Annotated in this window: 17 protein-coding genes and 1 tRNA gene; 7 read left to right on the forward strand and 11 right to left on the reverse strand. The window is 34.8% G+C overall.

Annotation, left to right across the window (positions count from 1 at the left end; translation table 11 throughout):
- Nucleotides 1-22 precede the first annotated feature (22 nt).
- The 7 genes from ACNQGB_RS03130 to ACNQGB_RS03160 form a co-directional block, all read right to left on the reverse strand.
- The gene (locus ACNQGB_RS03130) at nucleotides 23-889 is read right to left on the reverse strand and encodes a hypothetical protein (RefSeq protein WP_417947147.1); all 867 of its coding nucleotides are present in this window, start codon (nucleotides 887-889) and stop codon (nucleotides 23-25) included.
- Nucleotides 890-1,081: 192 nt separating this feature from the next.
- Nucleotides 1,082-1,531, reverse strand: coding sequence for an FKBP-type peptidyl-prolyl cis-trans isomerase (locus ACNQGB_RS03135; RefSeq protein ID WP_417947145.1), 450 nt, complete (start codon nucleotides 1,529-1,531; stop codon nucleotides 1,082-1,084).
- 58 nt (nucleotides 1,532-1,589) lie between these two features.
- Complete coding sequence (locus ACNQGB_RS03140; protein WP_472777062.1) at nucleotides 1,590-2,945, reverse strand: DUF5689 domain-containing protein; 1,356 nt, start codon at nucleotides 2,943-2,945, stop codon at nucleotides 1,590-1,592.
- Between the two features lie 11 nt (nucleotides 2,946-2,956).
- The gene (locus ACNQGB_RS03145) at nucleotides 2,957-5,794 is read right to left on the reverse strand and encodes a carboxypeptidase-like regulatory domain-containing protein (protein WP_417945622.1); all 2,838 of its coding nucleotides are present in this window, start codon (nucleotides 5,792-5,794) and stop codon (nucleotides 2,957-2,959) included.
- A gap of 543 nt (nucleotides 5,795-6,337) precedes the next feature.
- On the reverse strand, nucleotides 6,338-7,066 hold the full coding sequence (locus ACNQGB_RS03150; RefSeq protein WP_472777063.1) for a Gfo/Idh/MocA family oxidoreductase: 729 nt from the start codon (nucleotides 7,064-7,066) through the stop codon (nucleotides 6,338-6,340).
- Nucleotides 7,067-7,080: 14 nt separating this feature from the next.
- Complete coding sequence (locus ACNQGB_RS03155) at nucleotides 7,081-7,377, reverse strand: Gfo/Idh/MocA family protein (protein WP_417945619.1); 297 nt, start codon at nucleotides 7,375-7,377, stop codon at nucleotides 7,081-7,083.
- A gap of 748 nt (nucleotides 7,378-8,125) precedes the next feature.
- Complete coding sequence (locus tag ACNQGB_RS03160) at nucleotides 8,126-9,193, reverse strand: NADH:flavin oxidoreductase/NADH oxidase (protein WP_417945617.1); 1,068 nt, start codon at nucleotides 9,191-9,193, stop codon at nucleotides 8,126-8,128.
- 225 nt (nucleotides 9,194-9,418) lie between these two features.
- On the opposite strand from ACNQGB_RS03160, the gene rseP reads away from it, so the two are divergent.
- The 4 genes from rseP (at nucleotide 9,419) to ACNQGB_RS03180 (ending at nucleotide 17,085) form a co-directional block, all read left to right on the forward strand.
- Nucleotides 9,419-10,768, forward strand: a complete 1,350-nt coding sequence (rseP, locus tag ACNQGB_RS03165) for an RIP metalloprotease RseP (protein WP_417945616.1) — start codon at nucleotides 9,419-9,421, stop codon at nucleotides 10,766-10,768.
- 138 nt (nucleotides 10,769-10,906) lie between these two features.
- A tRNA-Asn gene (locus ACNQGB_RS03170) sits at nucleotides 10,907-10,980 on the forward strand.
- 194 nt (nucleotides 10,981-11,174) lie between these two features.
- On the forward strand, nucleotides 11,175-13,022 hold the full coding sequence (locus ACNQGB_RS03175; RefSeq protein WP_417945615.1) for an RNA-binding domain-containing protein: 1,848 nt from the start codon (nucleotides 11,175-11,177) through the stop codon (nucleotides 13,020-13,022).
- 841 nt (nucleotides 13,023-13,863) lie between these two features.
- Nucleotides 13,864-17,085 (forward strand): WD40/YVTN/BNR-like repeat-containing protein, encoded by a 3,222-nt coding sequence (locus ACNQGB_RS03180; RefSeq protein WP_417945614.1) that lies wholly within the window; start codon nucleotides 13,864-13,866, stop codon nucleotides 17,083-17,085.
- Nucleotides 17,086-17,310: 225 nt separating this feature from the next.
- On the opposite strand, the gene ACNQGB_RS03185 is transcribed toward ACNQGB_RS03180, so the two are convergent.
- The gene (locus ACNQGB_RS03185; protein ID WP_417945613.1) at nucleotides 17,311-17,730 is read right to left on the reverse strand and encodes a DUF2452 domain-containing protein; all 420 of its coding nucleotides are present in this window, start codon (nucleotides 17,728-17,730) and stop codon (nucleotides 17,311-17,313) included.
- Nucleotides 17,731-18,331: 601 nt separating this feature from the next.
- Between ACNQGB_RS03185 and ACNQGB_RS03190 the strand changes: the two genes are divergently transcribed.
- Nucleotides 18,332-18,808, forward strand: coding sequence for a CHRD domain-containing protein (locus ACNQGB_RS03190; protein WP_417945612.1), 477 nt, complete (start codon nucleotides 18,332-18,334; stop codon nucleotides 18,806-18,808).
- Nucleotides 18,809-19,014: 206 nt separating this feature from the next.
- Here the strand turns inward: ACNQGB_RS03190 and ACNQGB_RS03195 are convergent, their stop codons facing one another.
- Nucleotides 19,015-20,433 carry a TonB-dependent receptor domain-containing protein gene (locus ACNQGB_RS03195; RefSeq protein ID WP_417945610.1) on the reverse strand — a complete coding sequence of 473 codons (1,419 nt, stop codon included), beginning with the start codon at nucleotides 20,431-20,433 and terminating at the stop codon, nucleotides 19,015-19,017.
- Between the two features lie 299 nt (nucleotides 20,434-20,732).
- On the opposite strand from ACNQGB_RS03195, the gene ACNQGB_RS03200 reads away from it, so the two are divergent.
- The gene (locus tag ACNQGB_RS03200; protein WP_417945608.1) at nucleotides 20,733-21,758 is read left to right on the forward strand and encodes a hypothetical protein; all 1,026 of its coding nucleotides are present in this window, start codon (nucleotides 20,733-20,735) and stop codon (nucleotides 21,756-21,758) included.
- A 7-nt stretch (nucleotides 21,759-21,765) separates the two neighbouring features.
- Nucleotides 21,766-22,614, forward strand: coding sequence for a polysaccharide deacetylase family protein (locus ACNQGB_RS03205; protein ID WP_417945606.1), 849 nt, complete (start codon nucleotides 21,766-21,768; stop codon nucleotides 22,612-22,614).
- 186 nt (nucleotides 22,615-22,800) lie between these two features.
- Here the strand turns inward: ACNQGB_RS03205 and ACNQGB_RS03210 are convergent, their stop codons facing one another.
- Together ACNQGB_RS03210 and ACNQGB_RS03215 are read right to left on the reverse strand one after the other, a co-directional pair.
- On the reverse strand, nucleotides 22,801-23,166 hold the full coding sequence (locus ACNQGB_RS03210) for a hypothetical protein (RefSeq protein WP_472777064.1): 366 nt from the start codon (nucleotides 23,164-23,166) through the stop codon (nucleotides 22,801-22,803).
- A 358-nt stretch (nucleotides 23,167-23,524) separates the two neighbouring features.
- The gene (locus ACNQGB_RS03215) at nucleotides 23,525-24,742 is read right to left on the reverse strand and encodes a murein hydrolase activator EnvC family protein (protein WP_417945603.1); all 1,218 of its coding nucleotides are present in this window, start codon (nucleotides 24,740-24,742) and stop codon (nucleotides 23,525-23,527) included.
- Nucleotides 24,743-24,762: the final 20 nt, after the last annotated feature.

Genomic DNA, 24,762 nt, shown 5'->3' on the forward strand with positions numbered 1-24,762 from the left:
ATGCAATACAATGTGCTTCCGTTTATTCATACACATAACTGAATTCTGTTTTTACGATTCCGTTTTCTTCAACAAGCGAGCAGGAAACAGGATAGTTTGCAGCATTGTACTTGTATTTTCGAGTTTTACCAATAGCGTTTATAGCAGTCGAGGAGAAAACCAGTTCATTGTTTACGCCGATTGATCCTAAATCAAATTCTTCTTCATGAAAAGAAACTAAGGGAACAATCACTTTATAATTGACTCCAAAAACATTTTGTACAATTAATAAATTGACCGAATTTTTGTCGTCAAACGTATAATTCTTAGTGGATCTGTCTCCAATAAGTCCTTTATGGCGGACAATATTTTCTTTGAAATACACATATTCTATTTTATTCACAATCTGCTGGTTCCGATCTCGGGTCAAACGTCTGTTGATCAATCCATTTTCAATCACATATTCAATATCTTCCATTTGAGATTGCGGACTGTTGCTTTTTTTGGTAATCACTTTTACTCGAGGTCCTTCATACGTAATCGTGACTGTTTTTGTCACTTGCTCGCCATTCTCCTCGTATTGTTTGATCAACTTGGTCAATTGTTCGTCTTTATTGTACCCATAATTAATCACTTCTTTCCAGTTGCTCCCAACTCTTTCTTTGACGGTCATGTCTAAAAGTTCTTTGGTGTTGTAAAAAAAACTCTGAATAACGTCTGAGGTTTTAATGGATTGTAGTTTTCCATCCTTAAAGAAGATGGTTTTGTTAACAATTTCTCCGCTTTTGAGATTGCGGAAATTAGTCTTTACAATATTAATTTGCATGAGCTTAACGATGTTTTCTGAAGATTGGCTCTGCATCAAACAAGGACAAGCTAACATAAATAAAATAATAAGGTAGGTTTTCATTTGGGTTTGGTATGAATTTGGAATTGGCAAAGTACGAAACTAAATTTTTAATTCAAATTATACGCTGCAACTTTCGAACAATGCCTTAATGCAGCAAAATAGGCTACTAAAAAAAACAGGAGTTGTCTTTATGATTGACAACTCCTGCTTTATATATTTTCGTTTAGACTTAGTAGTGCCTTTAGAATGAAGTTAATTTACTTTGATCAATTTTACTTCAAAAATAAGTACAGAACCACCAGGAATACCACTGTAATCACTATTGCCATAACCCAAATGAGCAGGAACTAAAAGAATACCGCTTCCGCCTTCTTTAAAATAAGGAATTCCTTCGGTCCAACCGCGAATCACTTGCTGTAAACCAAATGAAATTCCGTCGGCATTGCTTTGATCAAAAACGCTTCCGTTTGTGAAATATCCTTTGTACGCTACAGTTACATTTGAAGTTGCAGTAGGTTGTTTTCCCGTACCCGCTTCATTGATGACATAGTACAAACCCGAATCACTACGTTGAGCATTCAATTTATTTTTGGCTACATAAGCAGCAATTTCTTCTTCATTTTGGGCAACATAATCTACTTCTTTCTCTTTTGAACAAGAGATAAAAAGAGTAAAAACAATGGAAAGTAAGGCGTATTTCATGATTTCAATTTTAAAATAATGACAAATATAGTGATTTCGATTATTGCCATAATAAAAATTATTTGACTCCAAAAACTTGCACATCATCCACTAGAAATGATCCATCAAGAGCTAGGTTTCGACCTGAACCAACATATTTAAAAGCAACATTAATTTTTCCAGTATAGGCTGATAAATCAACCGCACCGCTGCCTACAAACTGATACCATGGTGTCGCTTGATTGGGTAATTTCACATCCAACCGCGTCCAAGTCGCCCCAGTAACATTGACACCATCAAAATTGGTAGAAACATAAACCTCGAGGGCATTCAATGGCGAATCGACATCTAAATGATGCTGCGCCGTCCTAAAAGTCAACATTTCCTTGGTGTATACATCCATATCAATTTTTGGAGAAATCAGCCAAGCCGCATTAGAAAGCACTCGGGTTCCCGAAAAATAAAATTCAGCATATCCATTCCCAGCCGAAAATCCGCCACGCCATGCAATAGAACCGTTTTGAATGATATTTGCCCAACCAGGCAAACTTACATTCGATCGGTCTACAACAGTTTTAAAATCTTGGGAGAAAAAAGGAACAGCTCTTTCTCCAGTAAGCATCACATCTTTTTCTGAACGTGGTAAGAGTTGGTAATCCGTTCCAAATTTGGTTAAAATACCCCGTACTTTTCCGCTACCCTTAGGAACAATCTTTGTGGCAAAATCTGCAAAACTACTGGTTCTCAAGTAGACTTGATTTCCTGATTTATCTACTAAACTCCAGTTTGTAGCACCGCCTACATTATTGGCTTCCTCAAAATAATGGCGCCCTATTGCTTCTTCTACAAACTGCACCTCTGATAATTCTACCAAGGTATTTAAATTCGAATCATTCAATAATTCTGATAGCTTCAAAGACCGAATCAACTCTTCTTCTTTTACCTGGGTACACGAGGCGTTCAATATTTTTTTGTAATCGTTTTGCGAGAGTCGGCCGACCGCGCCTTGATTTCCTGCGGTTACAAATAAACCGCCAATACGCATACCCCCAAAATAAAGATCTGTATACAAATCTTTCAATTTGACATAGACTTTATTGCCCACTCTAAATTCGATGTAAAGATTGCTAGCATCTATGGGAACACTAAATCCGGTAGCGGGTGTTGTGGCTGTCGCCAAAGTTTGAAAGGAAATCGATTTGAAAAAATTTCCAGCTTCATCGCTAGAAACTACATACGCTTCAATGACATCGTCATACTTATATTGTGATACTATGGCATTTGTAACTGCATACACATCGCTAACCTTTTTATTTGGTGTTAAATCGGGTTGCGTACAAATGAGTTTTGGCGCAGCAACCTCATCCGTCACGCAACTTTCGAAACAAAATACAAGTACCAAAAACGATATGGCTTTGTGAAAAACTGATTTCATAGATTTTATTTTTAAAGATTGATATTGAGATTCACAAAATACGTTCGGCCATATCCGTAAAAATATTTTGGTCCAAAAGAGGGAGTTCCACTAGAAACGTCTTGGTCAATTTGCCTAAAATTAGCATTTCGAGCTTGTTCATATCCGCCCGTTTTATAGGTACGGTTCAGCACATTGTTGATACTGGCAAAAATCCCAACGTTCTTCCCGTAGATTTTCCATGATTTTCCGCCTACGAGATTGACTAGCGATATTGGATCAAATTTTTCTTGTTTTAGCAATTCGGCAGCCCGTTCTTCAGTCGCTTCTGGAAAATTGAAACCGTTTGCTGGATTTTTATAAAAAATTTCAGTTCTGGAAATTGGAGCAATATCTAGGTAACTATTGGTAATGTAATTCACATTGGCACTAATCCACCAATACTTGGGGTCCCTATACTCTAATCCTAGTGAATAAGCGCGTTGTGGCATTCCTGCTTGCTTGTAATTTTTGAGTGAAGCTTTACCAAAATCAAAAATCGGATTGGTATTGTTAACTGAAGCCTGAGCATCATTAGTTAACGTCACTTTTGGATTACTGTCGTAGGTATATTCACCAAAGGCCGCCGAAAAAGTAGTTTTAAAAGTTTGACTTAATTGATATTCTAAACTCAATTCTCCTCCGATATTCTTTTTGTTCAATTGTGTCAACGTTTGACTCACAAAAGCATCTGTGCTTAAATAACCTGCACCATCATCAAAAATTCCTTCGGCATAAAAAAAAGAAATTTGAGTAGCATTTTTTAGCAATGCATAATAGGCTGTAAGTCGGGCTTTCAGCTTTGGAGATCGAAAAATGTAGCTGGCATCTACACTGCTGAGGCTTTCGCTTTCTAGGTCGTTGACAATAGAATTGTTTAAGCGTGAATTAGCAAAAGTGTTCCGAAGGGATGGCGCTTTAGTCAAATGTGCCGCATTGAAAGTCACTAACTGTTTACCCGAAATCTTTAACTGCAATCCGGCTTTGAAGCCAAAGTTTTCGAAGGTTACTTGCTCACTTTTCCCAAAAGAGTTGGTAGGATAAAGTCCGTTTTTGTACAAACCTTCTCTTTGATATATACTGCTGGAGAAATTTTGAGCCAGGTAAAAATCTACTTTATTGTACGTAAATTTGAACTGCGTGAAAGCCTCTAAAGTAGTGGCAAACAAATTATAATTGTATCCATAGGTATCACCCACCACTACTTGCCGATCTGGATTATTCAAATCTGACTGCGATTGATTTCCGCTATAAAAGGCATCAATATCATCAAAGTAAGAACCGCCAAGTAAATCTACAAGCTGTTGAAAATTATGCGATTGTAACTTTTTAAAAGATGCTCCTGCATTGAGAACAATATGCTCCGAGAGTACTGCATTCAAATTGGTTGTCGCAACTGCTGTTTGATCTTCAACTTGGTCTTCGTACAACACATACTTACTTCTTGCAGGTTCATAGCCCGTAATTGTTCCATTCGAATCAAAAATTGGATTTTGATTGGCTTGATAAATCGCGCTCCAATCTATTTGAGGATTGGCTAAAAAGGCTGCTTTATTTTTGGCTGCATTTTCAAAATCTGGGGTAAATGCTCCCGAAAATTCTCCATTGTCTGGCGCATAAAGTGAGCTGTAAAAACTAGGCATTTTTCGATAATACGTAGGATCTGGACTATTTGCATTTTGATAATCAATATTGCTATTCGCAACTTTACCAAATTGATACATTACGCTTGAATTCAAATTGACTTTATCATTTATTTTAAAATAATGATTGAGCATAATAGTAGGTTCTTCAATGGTTTTTACACGGGAATTTCTCTTTTTACCGTCTTGAAAACCCCAATAGCTGTTGTATCTCACGTTAGTCAGTTGCGTTACTTCTGCGGTATTTGGAGAGTTTTTAGCTCTAGAATTGGGGGTATATAGAGCGGTTAGATTTAACGAATGCTGATCGCTTAATCTTTTTTCGACGCTCATAAAAAAAGAATTAGCATCATAATTTGTCCCTTCAAAATAGCCTTCTTGTGCCCAGCGTTTTCCTGCTGAAACTACATAAGCTAAGCCACTACTATTTATTCCAGAGGCATGTGTGGCCATAGTACGCCAACTGTAATTAGTATTGGTGCCTGAAAATGAAATTCGGGTGCCTGGTCTATAAATAGAAGCTCGTGTGTTGATTTCTTGTGTTCCTAAAATACCCCCAAATTTATAATCCGAAGGCGCAGTTCCTAGTGTGAATTCCTGATTGCGCAGCGCATCATTCAATCCGCCCCACTCGCCCCATTGCGGACGCCCATCATAGATTTTGTTCATCACCACTCCATTAATCATCATGGTAGCATGCTCGCTATCTAAACCCCGAACTCTAAAACGAGCCTGTCCCCAATTGAAAGCTGCAGCTTGCAAAAAAGCATCACGAGAAGATTGCAACAATCCCGAAGTGTTTTCAGAACTGTTATTTTCATCACTAAAATCGCTTTCTATGAGCGTTATAATGCTACTTTGTTGTTCTATAGATTGGTCTTCCTCTAGCGTTATCGTGCCTAAATCCAGCATGTTGCCAGCGGTGATTGCTACGGGATACAAGCCGTCTTGGAATCCTTGACTATGTATGAGTATTAAAATATTTCCTGCTGGAACGTTTTCAAAACTAAAAGTACCATCTTCGTTTGTAAGTTGCATGAGTGCCGAATTCTGGACACTAACCACCACAAAACTTAATGGATTTTGAGTTTTAGAATCGACAACCTTACCAAAAAAACCGGTCTTGTTTTGCGCGACAACAGAACCTACTTGAACTAAAAAGAAAAAAACCACCCATAATTTATTCATAGATTCACATTATAATGATACTGGGATTGCTCTAATATTACAAGCAATACCAATTTGATTTTTAGAATTTCTAGCCAGTCATTCAACCGTTTAAATTAATTTAAAGGTTGAACAAAAAGCATAGAACTAGTCCTCCCAATTGGGACAACAACTTAAAAATAACTAAATATGAATTTTGGAAAAGTGGTATAAATCTTAAATACAATCGTGCTGAAAAATGTGGTATTTCTATTTTAGCGTCTAATTATTATTTTACTAGAAAGAATTATAAGAATAAATGTATTAAAAATAAGTATATAAAATATTTTTCGACTACTTTTTTTCATGTAATCGATTTTATTACAAATTCTTAACCCATAAAATATTTGAAAAATACATGAGATTTCAACAACCACGCTTTTTCTTAAAATTTAAAAAAAGTAATGCTAGTAAATAGCTTCCTTTTAAGGAGGTATATGGAAACAAAACTATTTTGTAAACCACCTAATCGTCAAATAATTTTACATGAATTCTTATCAACTCCACACAAAATAATAAGAATGTTTAAAGCAAAACTACTTTTTGTTGCGCATTACTTTCTATAGCTGCTTCAATGATTTTCATAACGTGTATACCATCAATTGCCGTAACCGGCTCTTCAATGTCATTTGTAATCGAATTAAAAACACCATCGAAATAATCATAATAATTTCCTTGAAGAGTTGGGATGTGTTTTTTTACAATTTCACCATTTATTTCTGTGTGTAACAGTCCTTGTTTGGTAATGGATTCGGTTCCCCAAGTATCTAAATTTGGTTTTTTTCCTAATTTTAATTCGTCCTCCTGAACATCGCCACGAGCTTTTAAAAACGAACCTTTTTTTCCGTGAATGACATAGGCTGGATTGGCTTCGCGCACAAAGAAACCTGCTTTTATTCGCACTCGAAAACTTGCATAATACAATAGAATATCAATACAATCATCGACTAAAGATTGTGCTCTTGTGATTCGGATATCAGCAAAAACCGATTGTGGTAGCCCAAATAAACACAAGGCCTGATCGATTAAATGAGGTCCTAAATCCTTTAGAATTCCGGCACCTGAATTGCGCGTTTCCTTATGTTGCTTTGGACTCAAAAGCGGATTGTAGCGATCAAAATGGAATTCGGCTTCCACAATATCGCCCAAAACATCTTCTGAAATAATTTTTTGTATGGTTTTGAAATCACTGTCCCAACGACGGTTTTGAAAAACAGACAGTTTCACATTTTTTTGTTTGGCAATAGCTGCCAATTCCTGAGCTTGTTCTACCGTTGTCGTAAATGCTTTTCTACAACGGCATGTTTTCCAGACAATAAAACTTTTTTAGCGTATTCGTAATGCGTCTCGACTGGTGTATTTACAATGACTAAATCTACTTCATCAGCTAATAATTCATCAATAGAAGCATAGCTTTTCATCTTCGGGAAATCAATTTGGATTAGCTTTTTACTGCGTTCCCACGAACCCAGCAGTTCAAAACCCGGGTGAAAATTTAAAAAAGGCGTGTGAAACACTTTGCCAGACATCCCGTAAGAGAGCAAGGCCGTTTTTATTTTTTGCATGCAAGGCGTTATATAGTATATTTTATTTTATGAAACATATAAGTCACATAAGTTTTTAAAAAGAAAAAGCCTAATACAAGCGTAAAGCTAAACCTTAACTTTTCTTAATTCCTTAATGGTTTAAAAGCCGAAACAATTATTTTTCTAACATATAAGTCACATAAGTTTTTAAAAAGAAAAAGCTTAATACGACCACAAAGCTAAAGCTTAACTTTTCTTAATTCCTTACTGATTTAAAAGCCGAAACAATTATTTTTCTAACATATAAGTCACATAAGTTTTTAAAAGAAAAAGCTTGATATGGCCAAAAAACTAAACCTTAACTTTTCTTAATTCCTTACTGGTTTAAAAGCCGAAACAATTATTTTTCTAATATATAAGTCACATAAGTTTTTAAAAAGAAAAAGCATAATACGACCACAAAGCTAAAGCTTAACTTTTCTTAATTCCTTAATGGTTTAAAAGCCGAAACAATTATTTTTTTAACTTGTATGCCATATAAGTTTTTAAAAGAAAAGCTTAATACGACCACAAAGCTAAACCTTAACTTTTCTTAATCCCTTAATGGTTTAAAAGCCGAAACAATTATTTTTTTAACTTACGTAGCATATAATTTTTTAAAACCGAGACTAGAAGTTGATTTTTAAGCTAGAAGAACTGTAATACCGCTGAAAGATTGAAATGTTTTTATACACTAAATCTCTACTCCTATAAAGTGAAACTTACATGACTTATAGGTTTAAAAATATTATTTTTTAGCTCTTTCGTATTGTTTTGGCCAAGTGATTTCTGCTTCTAAATCATGTGCAAATGTCAATCCGAGGTTCGGATTACGCAATGATTCTCTAGCAAACAATACCAAATCTGCTTTTCCCGAGGCAATAATTTGCTGTGCCTGAGCAGCTTCAGTGATTAAACCTACAGCACCCGTTGGGATTCCCGCTTCGTTTTTTATGCTTTCGGCAAAAGCAACTTGGTAATTTGGACCTAACGGAATTTGTTGGTAAGAAACTGCTCCGCCTGATGAAACATCGATTAAGTCTACTCCCTTTTCTTTTAAAATTTTAGAAAGTTGAATGGATTCCTCCAAATTCCAACCACCTTCTGCCCAATCTGAAGCTGAAATTCGAACCAATAAAGGCAAATTTTCTGGCCATTCTGATTGCACTGCTCCGAGAACCTCTAGCGTCAAACGGATTCGGTTTTCGAAACTTCCACCGTATTCATCGGTTCTAAAATTAGACAAAGGAGATAAAAACTGGTGCATCAAATACCCGTGCGCCGCATGAATTTCCATAACCTGAAAGCCTGCTTCCACTGCTCTTTTAGTAGCCGACTTAAAATCGGTAATTACTTTTTGAATGCCAATTTTATCTAATGCAAGAGGCGCTTCTTCGTTTTCATGATATGCCACAGCACTTGGCGCCACCGTGTTCCAACCGCCTTGCTCTATGGCTACTTTCCTGCCTCCGTTCCATGGTGATGCTGCGCTTGCTTTACGTCCGGCATGCGCCAACTGAATACCTGGAACCGAATTTTGACTGATAATAAAACGATTAATTTGTTGCAATTTCTCGATTTGCTCGTCCCTCCAAAGACCTAAATCTTCAGGAGAAATCCGACCTTCAGGAGAAACTGAAGTGGCTTCCTGAATAATTAATCCTGCTCCACCAATAGCACGACTGCCTAAATGCACCAAATGCCAATCATTGGCAAAACCATCTATAGCTGAATATTGACACATTGGAGAAATACCAATTCTATTTTTTAGCGTGATGCTTTTTAAAGAAAGAGGAGAAAATAATTTTGAAGACATATTATTGATTTTAAAGTGAAGGTAACGAGAAATAGTTGTTTCCAAATGTAAAGTTAAGGGAGAGGGGTCAAATGAAAAAAATGAATTTATAATAATTAACAAACATTTAAAATGGTCTGGAACAATTATTGCAAAATATACAAATAGAAAACCTTACTTTTGTGAGTTTTAAAAATTAAATTAATAAGAGGATTAGATTGCTTCACTCCTCGCAATGACAAATAAATGGACATAGTTATCAAGCTTTCTCAATTTTTATTGAGCTTATCATTACTGATTATACTTCACGAATTAGGACATTTTATTCCTGCTAAACTGTTTAAAACCAGAGTCGAAAAATTTTACTTATTTTTTGATGTTAAATATTCCCTTATCAAAAAGAAAATTGGCGAAACCGAATACGGAATTGGTTGGTTGCCTCTTGGTGGATACGTGAAGATATCAGGTATGATTGACGAGAGCATGGACAAAGAACAAATGGCTTTGCCACCGCAACCATGGGAATTTCGTTCTAAACCAGCTTGGCAACGATTGATTATTATGTTGGGAGGCGTAACGGTAAATTTTATTTTAGCGTTTATTATCTATATCGGAATGGCATTTGCTTATGGCGAAACATATGTGACTAATAATGACTTAAAAGATGGAATTTGGGTAACAAATCCAGCTATTGAAAAAGCAGGAATTCAAACAGGCGATAAAATTCTCTCTATAAATGGAAAGAAAATGGAACGTTATGACGATATCTCTAAAAATTTATTCTTAGCCAAAGAAGTTACAGTTGAAAGAAATAATGAAACAAAAACAATTGAGTTTCCTGTAAATATTATCAATCAAATAAGTAATTCCGGCGTTAAACGTACATTGGTAGAAATGAGGATTCCATTTATCGTTAGTGTGATTGAAAAGAGTTCTCCTAACTTTAAAAATATAAAATCTGCAGATATTATAACCCACTTTAATGGCAGCCCTATAAAATATGCTGATCAAGCAATATCACAATTTAAAAACTTTATTGGAAAAACGGTTCCCGTAACTTTAAAACGAGATGGTAAAATCATTCAGACAACAGTAATATTTAATAACAAATCAAAATTAGGAATAGCATACGCTTCAAGATTACCTTATTCTAATATTGAAAAATTGAATCTTTATAAAGTTAATCGTGAGAAATATAGTTTTGCAGAATCAATTCCAATTGGGATTAATATTGGTTTTAATGGGTTAGTTGATTATGGGAATCAGCTTATGACGATATTTAATCCTAAAACTGAAGCCTATAAAGAAGTTGGAGGGTTTGCAGCTATTTTTAACATCTTTCCCAATACTTGGAGCTGGGAAGCTTTCTGGACCATTACGGCTTTGTTATCGATAATGCTTGGTGTAATGAACTTATTGCCTATTCCTGCGCTTGATGGTGGTCACGTGATGTTTTTATTATACGAAATTGTTTCAGGCAAAAAACCTAGTGATAAATTTTTAGAGAACGCACAAATGGTTGGTTTTGTTTTACTTATCACACTATTACTATTTGCGAACGGAAACGACATTTACAAGGCAATTCTAGGGAAGTAAAAAAAAATAAAAAAAGTTTGCTTTTTGTTTGCATAAACCAAATGATAGCCTATCTTTGCACCGCTTTACAAGTGAAACAAACAGCACTAATAAGCAATTAAAAACGTTCATTCAATACTAGAATAAAGACATATAGTTTCCTTCTTAGCTCAGTTGGTTAGAGCATCTGACTGTTAATCAGAGGGTCCTTGGTTCGAGCCCAAGAGAGGGAGCTTTTTAAAACCTGATACGCAAGTATCGGGTTTTTTTGTTTTATACTTTTTCGAAATGAAAATTTTCGATTCTGCAAAAAAATGTGAATTGGAAATGTATTTGAAATCGTATCTTTTTTTCAAGATAAAAAAATTCATATTTTATCTAAATAAAAAGCAGTAATTTTATAAATCAATTACAAATAGGTCGAAGAATGAAATCAGAATTTATATCCCAAACCATAAATACAATAGCTGACTCCATTCAAAGTGGCGTATTTGTCGATGTTGAAAAATCTAAAGTAGAATTAAAAGATTTATCAACTAAGGGGGACTGGAAATCTCTTCATGAAACTATCTGCGCTTTTTTGAATACAGATGGAGGAACTGTTATTTGTGGTGTCAGAGAACGAAATAAGAAATACTCTTTTACTGGATTCGATAGAAATAACGAAAGTAATTTAATTGATCTACATTCTAAATTTTTTAAAAATGACAATGATCAACTTGTAGACTTATCTAATCATATTTATTTTGATTACGAAAAATTTTTAGATGGAGAAATAGCAAAAATAGTAGTCTTTTCTTTGGCTGACGACGAGAAATTTTTACGTTTTGATGGCTCCTATTACGAACGAAAATTAACTCAGGACAAAATAATTCCAGTTTCAAAAATTCAAAGACAAAAAGAATATAAAATAGAAATTGAATATGCTAAAGAATTAGCAAAGGTTAAAAATGCAACTATTGAAGATTTAAGTTTAGACAAAATCAATTACTATATCAACCTTCTCAATAAAGAGATTAGGAACGAAACCTTAAAAGCGAGTCACGATCAGGCAAAATCGTTTTTAAACAAACAACATTTCATCAAACAAGAATTGATAACGACATTAGGCATGTTGGTTTGCGGGGATGAACCTTTTCATTTTTTAGGTTCAAGAGTTGAAGTTAATTGTTATTATGATACTAGTATCGATATTGGAAAAGACAAAAAATTGTTTCGCAATGATGTTATCAATTTAATGGAAGATACATTTAGATACATTTGGGGGCATATCAAAATTAATAGAACTATTCGTGAAGGAGGAAAGAGCGAACCCGAATATCCAGAAAAACTAATTCGTGAAACCATCAATAATGCTTTAGCACATCGGGATTATACGATGGATAATTTTGTTACGGTAACTGTAGAACCCAACCGATATATAGAAATTAAGAATCCTGGCTCATTTAAAGAAAAAATTAAAATTATAAACACCGAAACAGATATCGCTGTTCGTCGGTTAATTCCCGGAATTCCAGAAAGCAAGAATCCAAAACTAGCTTCTGTACTTAAAGTTTTTGACAAAATAGAAAGTCAAGGTCGAGGAATGGCATCACTAGTTAATGCTGCTCTTGATAATGAAATCGATTTACCTACTTACGAAATTAAAGAAGGGATCATTAGTTTAAAGATTCATTCAGGGAAGCTGGTAGATGAAAGTATAGAAACATGGCTTCAAGGTTTTAGTTTTTATTTGACAACAAAATTAAAAAGTGAATTGACCTTTGAACACAAAGCTGTACTAGCATATTTTTACAAATCCGAGTTGGTAAATCGACAAAGGTTATTCTCAATTTTATTAACAGAAAGCAACAATCACTTTACTGTTATTGAAGCTCTGAAAAAAGGGCAATTAATCATTGAACACGCAGTCAGCACCGAAGAAAATCCTGTTTATGTTCTTGACAGAACACTTTTAAAAACAGACTTTACTGACGAATTCATTCAGCTTTTAGGGAATGAATATATACATTACGATATAGTGGCAAAACATATTTTGAACCTTATTTATCTCTATACAAAATACAATCAAAAAGCACTAAAGGCAGCTGAAATTACTCCTGAAGCATATCGCCGTATGCATGGTAAAGAAATAGTGGGTAAAACATATGAAACTCTCGGTAGAAAAGTGAGAAACATTTGCAACAACCTAGAGAAACAGGGGATTTTGCTCAAGGGAAGTAAAAATGATTATGCTTTTAATTTTGACCTCATTTTAGAAAATAGACTGTTTTAGAATAAACATGACGACAAAATTATAAAATGAAATTTACTTTAATCATATCATTTTAAAAAGTTAGTTTTCAGTTCAAAATAATTTCAAAAAGACTTTACAGCAATGCAAGGTCTTTTTTTTGTTTTAAAACTCTTGAAACCCCAACCAATTCTACAACTTACGTGCGTAAGTACATTTAGTTTAAAAATAATAACACTTTACGGTTTCCCGTAAAATAGTTTCCACAACCCTCCTTATGTTTGTCACCTATTTAAGTAATTGGACTTGCTTGAACTATTTTGAACAACAACTTTTGTGGTGTTTCAACAAAATTGGATTCGAAATAAAGTATTACTTTATGATTTTCCATTGTTATAAATGGGGTTTTGGTTAACTATTTCGTAAAGTAAAAAAGAGACTATCGGGAACGGTAGTCTTTCTTGTTTGTGATGTATTCCTAACTCTAAATATAACAGGGAGCTATTTGTGTATTTCGTTACGCTCTTATTCCTATCATTGTTTTTTCTACTGGCGTAAAGGAGCTCCACTGCTAACTGGGCTAAACTCTAGTACTAAAAACACTTTTACGTACAGCAATACTAGCCTTTTCCTTTTTCAAAATCTTTCTCTAGCCAAAACTATTTGCTTTATAGTGATGATTTAACCAATCGATACAACAGCAACCTTGTGAAAAAAAGGTTCAATATCCTCATTATTTTGGGATTCTAAAAACTACAAATTAATTCTTATATTTGATAGCCAGTTAAGTACCGTTTTTCTAATATACGGTGTTTAAAACTGGAAATGACGAACCCCTTCATAAGCTAAAATTTAATAACCAATAACCAATCTAATAAAAACTATGAACCAAACTTATTTTAAAAAAATTCACTTGAGTATCGTTCTTGCATTTTTCATAACGCTTTCTACCGGATTAAGTTATGGGCAAAAAAAGAATGTAAAGAGTAAAACCACTTCAAATTTTGTCTCAGATAGTCTCTTCAACGCTCTTAAATGGAGAAATATAGGACCCTTTCGCTCGGGAAGATCACTTGCGGTAGCAGGACATGCCAACCATCCTTTGACCTATTATTTTGGTGCAACAGGAGGTGGCGTTTGGAAAACAATTGATGGAGGAAATGAATGGTTTCCTATTTCTGATAGTATTTTTAAATCATCGGCTGTAGGTGCAATTACAGTAGCTCCCTCTGATGCGAATGTGGTATATGTAGGAATGGGTGAAGCGGATATGCGTTCCAATATCTCTTTTGGTGACGGAATGTATAAATCTGTAAACGGCGGAAAAACGTGGTCTAAATCTGGCCTCGATAAAGCGGATGCAATCGCTAATATTGAAGTACATCCCGCTGATGCTAACATCGTTTTTGTTGCTGCTATGGGAAATCCTTTTAAATCTAATCCGGAACGCGGTGTTTACCGATCCAAAGACGGTGGCAATACATGGCAATTAGTTCTTTCTAAAGATGAAAAAACGGGCGCCATGTGTGTTCGTATCGATCCTAACAATCCTAGAATTGTTTATGCAACACTTTGGGAAGGATATCGTAACGGTCATTCTATGTCATCAGGAGGAAAAGGATCTGGAATGTATAAATCGATCGATGGCGGTGATACTTGGAAATCGCTTAACGAGAAACCAGGAATGCCAGTTGGAATCCTTGGAAAAATGGGAATCGCTGTGTCTCCAGTAAATTCGAATCGCTTGTATGCTTTGATCGAAAATACAAAAGGCGGACTGTATCGATCTGATGATGCCGGTGAGCACTGGGAATTGATTAATGAAGACAAAAATCTTTGGCAAAGACCATGGTATTACATGAATTTACAAACCGATCCTAAAAACGAAAATGGTTTAATCGTATTAAATGTAGATGCTTGGAAAACGAGTGATGGCGGAAAAAGCTTTAAAAAAATAAATGTAGGACATGGAGATACACATGATGTATGGATTAATCCTTTAAACCCAGAAAATTTTATCATAGGCGATGATGGCGGTGGCGAAGTGACCTTTAATGGTGGGGAAACCTTCACAGAACTAGACACGCCTACGAGTCAGTTTTATCATGTATCAGTAGACAATGAATTTCCGTATAATATTTATGGTGCTCAGCAGGACAATTCTTCCATTCGTATCGCTTCTCGATCTAGTGGCAATAGCATAGGTCCTGAATCTTGGTATGCCGTTGCAGGTGGCGAAGCTGGATATATCGAAGCCGACCCAACGAATGCTGACATTACATACGGTGGCGAGTACGATGGCCAATTGAGTTCTTACAACAAAAAAACAGGTCAAGGAAAAGATATCTCTACGTATCCAGAATCGAATATTGGGGCTCCTTCCAATGCCAAAAAATACCGTTTTCAATGGACGTATCCAATTGTTTTTTCGCCTCACAACCCAAAGAGAATGTATGTTACTTCTCAGGTAGTACACGTGACGGAAGATCAAGGTCATTCATTTGAAATTATGAGTCCTGATTTATCCCGAAATGATCCAAAAACTACAGGAGAAACGGGCGGACCAATTACTAAGGATCAAACAGGAGCAGAAGTATACGCTACGATATTCACCCTCTCAGAATCACCACTAGAAAAGGGAGTAATCTGGACAGGATCGGATGACGGTTTAGTACATATCACTAAAAACGATGGAGCAAAATGGGAGAATATCTCGTTACCAACAACAATACTGCCTGACTTTTCTTTGATTAGTATGATTCACACTTCAGAACATGAAAAAGGCAAAGCATATTTAACAGCCAATAAATACATGTACGGCGATCGTACACCGTATATGTTCAAAACGGTTGATTATGGAAAAAGTTGGACTAAAATAACCAATGGGATTCCAGCTGATGAATATTGCAGAATATTGCGCGAAGATCCAAACAAACCTGGATTATTGTTTGCTGGAACTGAGCGAGGCGTTTATGTCTCCTTCAACGATGGAGATTCTTGGCAAAAACTAAACTTGAATCTACCGTTAACTCCCATTAGAGATTTAAGAATTCAAAAAAGAGAAAAGGATTTAATTGTTGCTACGCATGGACGTGCTTTTTGGGTATTAGATGATATTACCCCACTTTATGAAATAAAAGACAAAATAGCAAAAGGTGACAAACACCTTTTTACACCGCGTCCTGCTTATAGAATGCAAGGCGGACAAAGCGATGATAAGAGTTCAGGAACTAATGCACCAAATGGAGTAATTGTTCGTTACTTTTTCAAGAAAAAACCTTCATCTGAGATAAAATTACAGTTTTTAACACCAAAAGGAGATACGATTATCACCTATTCCTCGTCAAAAAATCTAAAGGGCGAACCTATGAAAATTTCGAAAGAATTTTATCAAGATCCAAAAAAAGAGCAAGCCGGTTTCATCACCGCAAAAGCAGGTATGAATTCATTTGTATGGAATATGCGCTATCCTAATGCAACTGCAGTTGAGGGAACTAATGTAATGTGGGCAGGATCTGGTATTGGCGCAAAAGCAGTACCAGGGTCTTATATTGTTCGGTTAATTGAAGACAAAACTATTATTGCAGAAGCAGCTGTTGAAATCAAACTTGATCCGCGAGTGACTGCGAGTGATACTGATTTAAAAGAACAATTTGACTTGCACCAAAAAGTAAATAAAAAGGTCAATGAGGCTCATATTGCGATTAACCAACTGAGAAAAATCCGCACACAAATTAATGGATATATGGCTACTGTAAAAGACACTGTGGCGGTCAATCAAATGAAAAAAATGACGAAATCAACTCTAGAAAACTTGGATAAAATTGAGTCATCATTAATGCAGCCAAAAGCTAAAGCACCGCAAGATGTGTTAGCGTACCCAATTCAATTGAACGATAAAATGGCTGGATTAGGATCTAATGTTTCTTCATCGGAATCAAAACCAACCCGAAATGCTTATGTAGTTTATGAAGATTTAGCTATAAAAATAGATGCCGAAATCAAGAAAATAAAAGATATCGTGGATAACGATGTTAAGGAATTTAATGCTTTTGTAATGAAACAGCAAATTCCTGCCATTATTTTAGACAAGGAAATAAAATAATTAGATCGTATTAATCTTGTCAGATGGAGCGCAGTCGAGATTTAATTGTCAATCTGGATTGCATTCAAAAAGACAAGAATTACTTTATACAGCAATGCTGTAAAGTGGATTTGCAGAATAAAAAAAGGGTAGAAAATTTAGATTTTCTACCCTTTTTCTTAACCTATTTATTATGTTTTCTGCCTTTTGGAATATTAAATCAAACGACAATTTTGTTGGTAATTTTTAATACAGATGTGAATCATTCGCATTGAGAAGTGTCCATTTTTTTTCGCTATTGAGTTTAAAAGTTCCAATATGTTCCTTGTTCCATTCATTCGGCCCAATCAAAGAAAGAAAATTGATTCCTTCGGCGTCTCTGTACAAATGATAAATTTCGCCAATTACTGGTTCAAATGAAAATTTAGCACTATACACTAATTCGTTCCATTCAAACTCCTCCATCAACTTTTGGTACTGCAGTTTCAGCTCGTTAAACTTAATTCCTAATTCTTTGTTTACATTATCTATCCCTCTACTTTTCCACGATACCACATCATCAACCCGAATTACAGGCGCTCCTGCACTTGTAGCATAAGGCAAAACATTAGCATTATATCCCGCTTCAACTGAATAAACAACATTATCTGGTTTTTTATTTTCCATTTTATTCTATTTTAATTTCAGGCAAAAATTTACTTGTTTTAAAATTGCACCTTACCATTCGATTTTTAATAGTAGTCCTGAATGTAACTATTTTGGCTTGAGCCAAAACAAATACAAACATCCAATATTCGCACTAAATGTATTTTGTTTATAATTTTAACTGCAAAGTTAAACAAAAATATAAAATTATCTACAACTGTTCAATAGAAAAAGTGGTGTTGCACAGAAAACAAAACGAGTTGAATAATAAACGGTATAAATTAAGTTTTTGCATTTCACGAAAGTAATAATGACAGAAGAAACAACAAGTTGCGATAGCGATTTAAAATAGTTACTTTCTCTAAACAATTTTTAAATAAGTAATTAAAAAAGCATTTCATTGAAAGTAAAAAAGTACTCCTTCAAAAATGGACAATTGTAATCTTATAATATTTTAAGTTCCGTATTTAATGACTTACAATGAACTACTTACATTACAAATCAAGTCTCATCTTTCTCTTGAATAGTAATAAAAGCGTTGCTAAAATGTAAAATTTTGCTAACGACTTGTTTTTGTTTACTATTTACGTATATTTGTTAAACAAATCAAAAAAATATAACCATGAAAAAATTAATTAGTTTATTTACAGCATTATTTCTTTTGGTAAGTTTATCATCTTGTAACAAAGATGATGAATCAACTCCAGGACAGAGCATTACTACCTTTTCGGCTGAAATGTTAATGGGATCAAACGAGGTTCCAGCAAACAACTCTACTGCTATGGGCACCGCAATACTTAAATTTAACAATACTACAAAAGTATTTACAATCACAGTAACACACAACGTTGCATCTATCACATCAGGACACATCCATAAAGGAGCTGCCGGAACAAATGGAAGCGCAGTTTTTCCATTTACTGCTCTTGCATCGCCAATTAGTTATACGAGTACTGCTCTAACTCCAGAACAAGAGGCAGACTTAATGGCTAATCTTTATTATGTAAATCTGCACTCTTCTACATTTACTGCAGGTGAAATAAGAGGTCAATTAGTTAAGGGAACTACAACCACTCCCAATACTGGGGGAGGTTACTAAGTACATACTAGCTAAATGAAATTTATAAGTCTTACCTCTTTCCAAAGAACGTAAGACTTATTTTTGTTTGTGGCATAATGCTGAAACGTACGATCTAAGCGCACAACTTCTTAACTATCTGACAAACAACTGTAATTTCATATCGTTTACTTCTCGGCTATTAAATCAAATGTTCTAATTTAATAATTTAAGCCTAATGAAGGCTTTTAATTGGTATTTATCTCACCTTCTGGTGTCAGCGTTTCGGCAACTGTAGGAATAGAAAATCCCTTACTAACCGAAGCATAAAGATTCTTACCGTTATCTAATTTATAAGACAAGCCTAGTCTCGGAGACCACACTGATCCAAAAGTATAGGGCTCTTTATTGGCATGAGAACCATCAAAAACATTTGCCAAAGTATAAGATGTGGTATTTAACGCCAATCCAGTTTCGATATGTAATTTTTGATTAAGCCAAAACTCCATTTGAATAAAAAAGCTACTGTAGTTTCTGTTTTGTTGAAAGGCACTGAACGCATCGCCTTGAATACTGCCTTGACCGGGTTGCGATTGATATAAATTCCGATACAGCGTGTACTCGTATTTTTCGGTTAATACCTCCGTCCCCATACTCAATTCAAAGGGCAAAGCATAAATTGTATCCTTGTAATTCACATTCGAACGAAATCCCAGCGACCTTGTATTATCATCTAAAATATCAAAAGGCCTAGGTTCGTATGCATCTTTAAAATTTGAAAAAATGTTGGTTTGCACCGACCACTTTTTTGAAAATTGATGCTCGTAACCCAATCCCAAAAGAAATTTATCATAGGATTCAAAACCCTGAGCTGCAGCCCAAGTACCAGCTGCTTTTTCTGGATTGTTTTTTAAATCAGTTTCATTGATAGAACTTGGAATAAAAGCCTTTAATCGCGTAAAAGTTCCTAAAAAAGATAAATCCCCTTTGGTGCTTAATTTTTGTCTACCATGCAAATTGATTGTTTTCCTTTTGTACGAACTATTGGCTCTAAATCCCTCTGTTTCTAAATCCGTGTAACTAATGAACAAATTGGTTTTAGCATCACTATAACCTGATGAAAGTCGTTGTTGTATTAATCCAAAACTACCCGAAGTGAGTGTCGATTTACCAAAAGATTCTTTCACAAGTGTTTCCTTAGAAAATAACTGAATCACACCGCCTAATCCCGATCCGAAACTAGTAGAATTTGGACCTTTTATTATTTCGATTTTTTCAATAGAAGCCAAATCAAGATCATCAAGTGTGGTTTCTCCATCACCAGTAGTAAGCGGAATCCCATCAAAATAAGCTTTTATTTTGGTGGTGCCAAATTGTGCTCTAGAACCAATACCTCGAATCGTTATCCTGTTCGTGTTCAGCGCGCCTTGTTGCATAGTCACTCCAGGAATCCTATTCAGAACTGGCGTGAGTATAATGCCATCACTATTGTTGCTATCTGCAATACTAATTACGGAAACAGCTGCTGCAGTGTTCTGAACTGTATTTTTAATCGTCAAGCTGTTTAATGTAATCGCTGAAAGTGCAATAGTATCCTTTTTGGTTTGTCCAAAAACAATCGCTATACTAAAAAATAAATAGGATATGAAAAATGATTTTTTAAGCAATTGCCTTGTATTTAATGCATTAAATTGGATTATAAAGTTACTGTTTTGTTGGTATAAAGCCCAATACAAAATCAAAATAAGATAGAGCAGAAGCCATACCTCAAACATAAAACTACACAATTATCTGCACCAAAATTCGTTTTAATATTAGTTTTCAACTTAAAATCGATCTTTAGACACACAAAACCAGATTAGGTTAACTGTAAATTATATAAAAAATTAGGATGTCAAATCACAATAAAAATAGATACCTTACTTGCAAATAGGTTCCCATTTTAAAGAAAAAAAAACGCATAAATATGAAAAAATCATTCCTTTCGCTAGTAGCACTTTCGCTTTTACTTTTAATAATATCTTGCAATAAAGGAAAAGCTGGAGACAGTAAAACGGGCGCTGAAAAATCAGATACCGCTACAACTACTACGACCGAAAAATTAAAACCCCTAACAATTGATACTGTTGATTTTAATAAAAGAATGGTGGCGCTTAGCAATAATGACACCACGGGTAGATGGCCTGTAAAAGCACCTTATCCTTTGGCTGGAGCGTTGCTGCCTTACAACAGAATCATTGCTTATTACGGGAATTTATATTCTACAAGAATGGGTATTTTAGGAGAACTTCCTCGAAAAGAAATGCTAGCAAAATTACAAGGCGAAGTAGCTAGTTGGCAAGCAGCTGACTCAACAACTAAAGCAATTCCTGCGCTGCATTACATTGCAGTTACTGCACAAGGAGCTCCAGGAAAAAACAACATGCACCGCATGCGTATGCCACACAAACAAATTGACACCATTATCAGTTGGGCAAAACCGATCAATGCATTGGTTTTTTTAGACATCCAAGTGGGACACAGCAGTGTTAAAACAGAAGTAGCTGAACTGGAAAAATACCTTGCCATGCCAAACGTACATTTAGGAATTGACCCTGAATTTTCGATGAAAAATGGAGAGCGACCAGGATCTAAAATTGGACATTTTACAGCAGCTGATATCAATGATGCTATTACTATTTTGGCTGAAATAGTGCGTAAAAATAAATTAACTCCAAAAGTTTTAGTCGTACATCGTTTTACACAAGGAATGGTAAAAAACTATAAAGAAATTAAAACTGTTCCAGAAGTGCAAATTGTAATGGATATGGATGGTTTTGGAAGTAAAGTATTAAAAAAAGATTCTTATATGAGCTATATTTATAGAGAGCCCGTGCAATTTGCAGGTTTTAAATTGTTCTATAAAAATGACAACAAAAAAGACTGGAAAATGTATAGCCCAGAAGAACTGGTAAAATTTACTCCAAAACCAATTTACATTCAGTACCAATAATTTAGTTATGAGAAATATTTTTTACTGTTTTTTTACTGCTTTACTTTTAATGGTTAGCTGCCAAAAAGAAACCCGTAAAAAAACACCTGATGTTCCGGTTGCAGTTGCACCTGAAAAAAAAGTGACTTTAAAAAAAGTAGCTAATAATGCCGCAACTATTCTTTCTAAAAAAGAAGTGCCTATTTTATGCTATCATAACATCCGGGACTTCAAACCAAGTGCAAGTGGAGATGTAAAAGTTTATACCGTAAAACCACCTGCTTTTGCTGAACAAATGAAAGCCTTAGCCGATGCTGGTTATCAAACCATATTGCCCGAACAATTGTATAATTATTTGGTATTTGATGGTCTATTGCCGGCAAAACCAATCTTAATTACCTTTGATGATACTAGAGAAGAGCAGTTTAGTATTGGCGCCGCCGAAATGAAAAAATATGGTTTTAAAGGCGTATTTTTTGTCATGACCGTCTCCATTAACCGCCCCGGATACATGAGTAAAGAGCAAATAAAGAGCCTATCCGACAGTGGAAATGTTGTTGCCGCACACACTTGGGATCACCATATGGTTACAAAATATACTGGTGATGACTGGAACTTACAATTGGTAAAACCCAAAGCAAAACTAGAAGAAATCATTGGTAAACCGATTTCAGATTTTGCCTATCCATTCGGATTGTGGAATACCGCTGCGATACCTGAAATAAAAAAGAGTACCTATAAAATGGGGTATATCTTAGCTACCAAAAGGGATACAACAGATCCAATTTATACCATCAGACGCATTATCGTTTCTGGAACTTGGTCTACTGAGGGCATGATGAAATCTATCAATTCCTCATTCAATAAATCGGAGTAATACTTAAATTAAGTTCTCCTATTATACACTATCGACTAAACGTTTGCGCTGTTAAATTTAAAAAAAGACACAGATTAAATTGATTTTCATAGCTTTAACTCTAAGAATCATTTTTAATCTGTAGCTAAATAGAGGTGTTGTTAAGAGTTTTTATGTACAGATTATAGCATTTTTAATGGCTTACTTCTACTTCTTTTTTTGAAACTTTTCGAAAATAAATACTGGTTTATCATAATTAATTGGCACCTCAGTAGTAAAAAAAACTAGTCCCAATACACTACTCTGCACTCCTGAACCTAATAGTAATTTGTCTTCTTTCATTAACAGAGCAATTGGCTTACTTAAACCTAGACCTCCGTACGATTTGTAATAATAAGCACCCAACAAAGTATCGCCAACTATTTTACCTCGTACATATCCTGAGTCTTTCATGGTTTTATGTCCATAAAATATTTCATATTTTCCCATAAAATAATTATCTCCTGTTGTGAGTGATAAGTAGGCTGTATCTCGTCCATTAATTGCTCTAAATGCATGTTGTTTTTCTTCCACTTTTCTCTTGTTACAACCAATCATAAAGGTAATTAGCAGAAACATAATTAAGAGATTCCTTAACTTCACAATATTTTTTTTGGGGATTTTTATATTGAGAATATCCATTTAATTTTTCATGTTAAGATTTCTTATTTGATCGAGTCTATTTACCAATAACTTTTGGTTTTTGAAAACATATCTGTTTAAGTATTCGTCAAACGATTGTCCTAAACGCACAAACTATTTTAAAATATCTAACTCCTAGAAATAAATATCATTTTATACAGATCGTGTTTACTATTATAATCAATTTAAAAAAAAGCACTATTACATTCCTAAGAATACGATAGTGCTTTTTTTTACGGAAATAAAACTATTACCTAGGTGACAACCAACCTTCTGGATTGATTAAAGTTGAATTTTGAGAAATCATAAATTTCAAAATCGTTTTTCCGGAGTCTCCATTGGTTCTTACTTTACCAATACTTTGTTTGATACTGACCTTATCCCCTTTACTTACGGATACTGAACTTAAATTTTGATATACCGTAAAATAATCTCCGTGCAGTATGGTAACCGCCTTATTTACAGGTGATACAATAATAACGCTAGTTACTTCTCCACCAAAAACAGCTCTTGCAATCGCTCCTTTGTCTGTGGTAATTTCGACACCACTATTATGAATTGTAATGGTGTTAAAGAGTGGATGGGTTTGATTTCCATACCCTAAGGAAATAAATCCTTTTTCAACAGGATAAGGTAATCTACCTCTATTGGCTTTAAAATTATCTGCAATGATTTTAGCCTCTGGTGTTAATTCAATTTTAGTAGACGAAACTGCCGCTTTTGAAACGGGTGCATTTGGATTAGCTTTCGCTTTTTCTAACGCCGCTTTTCTATTGGCCGCTGCAATCGCTTCCCGAATCAACTTGTTAATTTGCCTATCAATTGTTCGGTATTCTTGTTGTCTTTTTCTAATTTCTTGGGCAATCTTATTTTTATCTTTTTTAATAGTATTAACCAATTTCAACTGCTCTCTTTTTTCCTTTTCTAATGACAAACGTTCCTTTTCGTTTTCAGCAATTAGTTTTTGTTTGGCTGTTTTTTGTACGTTTAACTTTTGATTAAAATCCGCAAGCTTATCTGATTTGACTTTTATTTCCTCGCCTTGCATCTTTCGATATCCTGTATATTGCTTCATGTATTGTGCCCTTTTGTAGGCCTGCAAAAAATTTTCAGAGGACAATAAAAACATAGCTCTACTTTCTGCAGAGCGACTTTTATAGGATTTAACAATCATTTCTGAGTAATCTTCCTTCAGTTCAGCCAACTCTTTCTTGAGCTTGTTAATCTGAACCTGGTTGATATACATATCATTTTTAAGCAATTTAGTTTGCTTCTCTGTGGTGGTGATTAATTTCTCTTTCAGCTTAATTTTAGTGCTTTGAATAACAACTACATTGACAGCCGATTTTTCTTTTTTCTTTACCGATTGTAGTAACTTTTCATTTTCTCGAATTTCTTTTTGAATCTGAGCTTTGCGTTCTTCTAATTTTTCTTGTTGTGATTCTTGGCTCCATACTAATGAAGTCATACAAATAAAAATTAGGCTAA

This window comes from Flavobacterium frigidum (genome assembly GCF_048286795.2).

What these genes read in the sequence shown, in the direction of transcription:
- ACNQGB_RS03130 (WP_417947147.1), bottom strand. Translation starts at nt 889, where the DNA reads ATGAAAACCTACCTTATTATTTTATTTATGTTAGCTTGTCCTTGTTTG.
- ACNQGB_RS03135 (WP_417947145.1), bottom strand. Translation starts at nt 1,531, where the DNA reads ATGAAATACGCCTTACTTTCCATTGTTTTTACTCTTTTTATCTCTTGT.
- ACNQGB_RS03140 (WP_472777062.1), bottom strand. Translation starts at nt 2,945, where the DNA reads ATGAAATCAGTTTTTCACAAAGCCATATCGTTTTTGGTACTTGTATTT.
- ACNQGB_RS03145 (WP_417945622.1), bottom strand. Translation starts at nt 5,794, where the DNA reads ATGAATAAATTATGGGTGGTTTTTTTCTTTTTAGTTCAAGTAGGTTCT.
- ACNQGB_RS03155 (WP_417945619.1), bottom strand. Translation starts at nt 7,377, where the DNA reads ATGCAAAAAATAAAAACGGCCTTGCTCTCTTACGGGATGTCTGGCAAA.
- ACNQGB_RS03160 (WP_417945617.1), bottom strand. Translation starts at nt 9,193, where the DNA reads ATGTCTTCAAAATTATTTTCTCCTCTTTCTTTAAAAAGCATCACGCTA.
- rseP (WP_417945616.1), top strand. Translation starts at nt 9,419, where the DNA reads ATGGACATAGTTATCAAGCTTTCTCAATTTTTATTGAGCTTATCATTA.
- ACNQGB_RS03175 (WP_417945615.1), top strand. Translation starts at nt 11,175, where the DNA reads ATGAAATCAGAATTTATATCCCAAACCATAAATACAATAGCTGACTCC.
- ACNQGB_RS03180 (WP_417945614.1), top strand. Translation starts at nt 13,864, where the DNA reads ATGAACCAAACTTATTTTAAAAAAATTCACTTGAGTATCGTTCTTGCA.
- ACNQGB_RS03185 (WP_417945613.1), bottom strand. Translation starts at nt 17,730, where the DNA reads ATGGAAAATAAAAAACCAGATAATGTTGTTTATTCAGTTGAAGCGGGA.
- ACNQGB_RS03190 (WP_417945612.1), top strand. Translation starts at nt 18,332, where the DNA reads ATGAAAAAATTAATTAGTTTATTTACAGCATTATTTCTTTTGGTAAGT.
- ACNQGB_RS03200 (WP_417945608.1), top strand. Translation starts at nt 20,733, where the DNA reads ATGAAAAAATCATTCCTTTCGCTAGTAGCACTTTCGCTTTTACTTTTA.
- ACNQGB_RS03205 (WP_417945606.1), top strand. Translation starts at nt 21,766, where the DNA reads ATGAGAAATATTTTTTACTGTTTTTTTACTGCTTTACTTTTAATGGTT.
- ACNQGB_RS03215 (WP_417945603.1), bottom strand. Translation starts at nt 24,742, where the DNA reads ATGACTTCATTAGTATGGAGCCAAGAATCACAACAAGAAAAATTAGAA.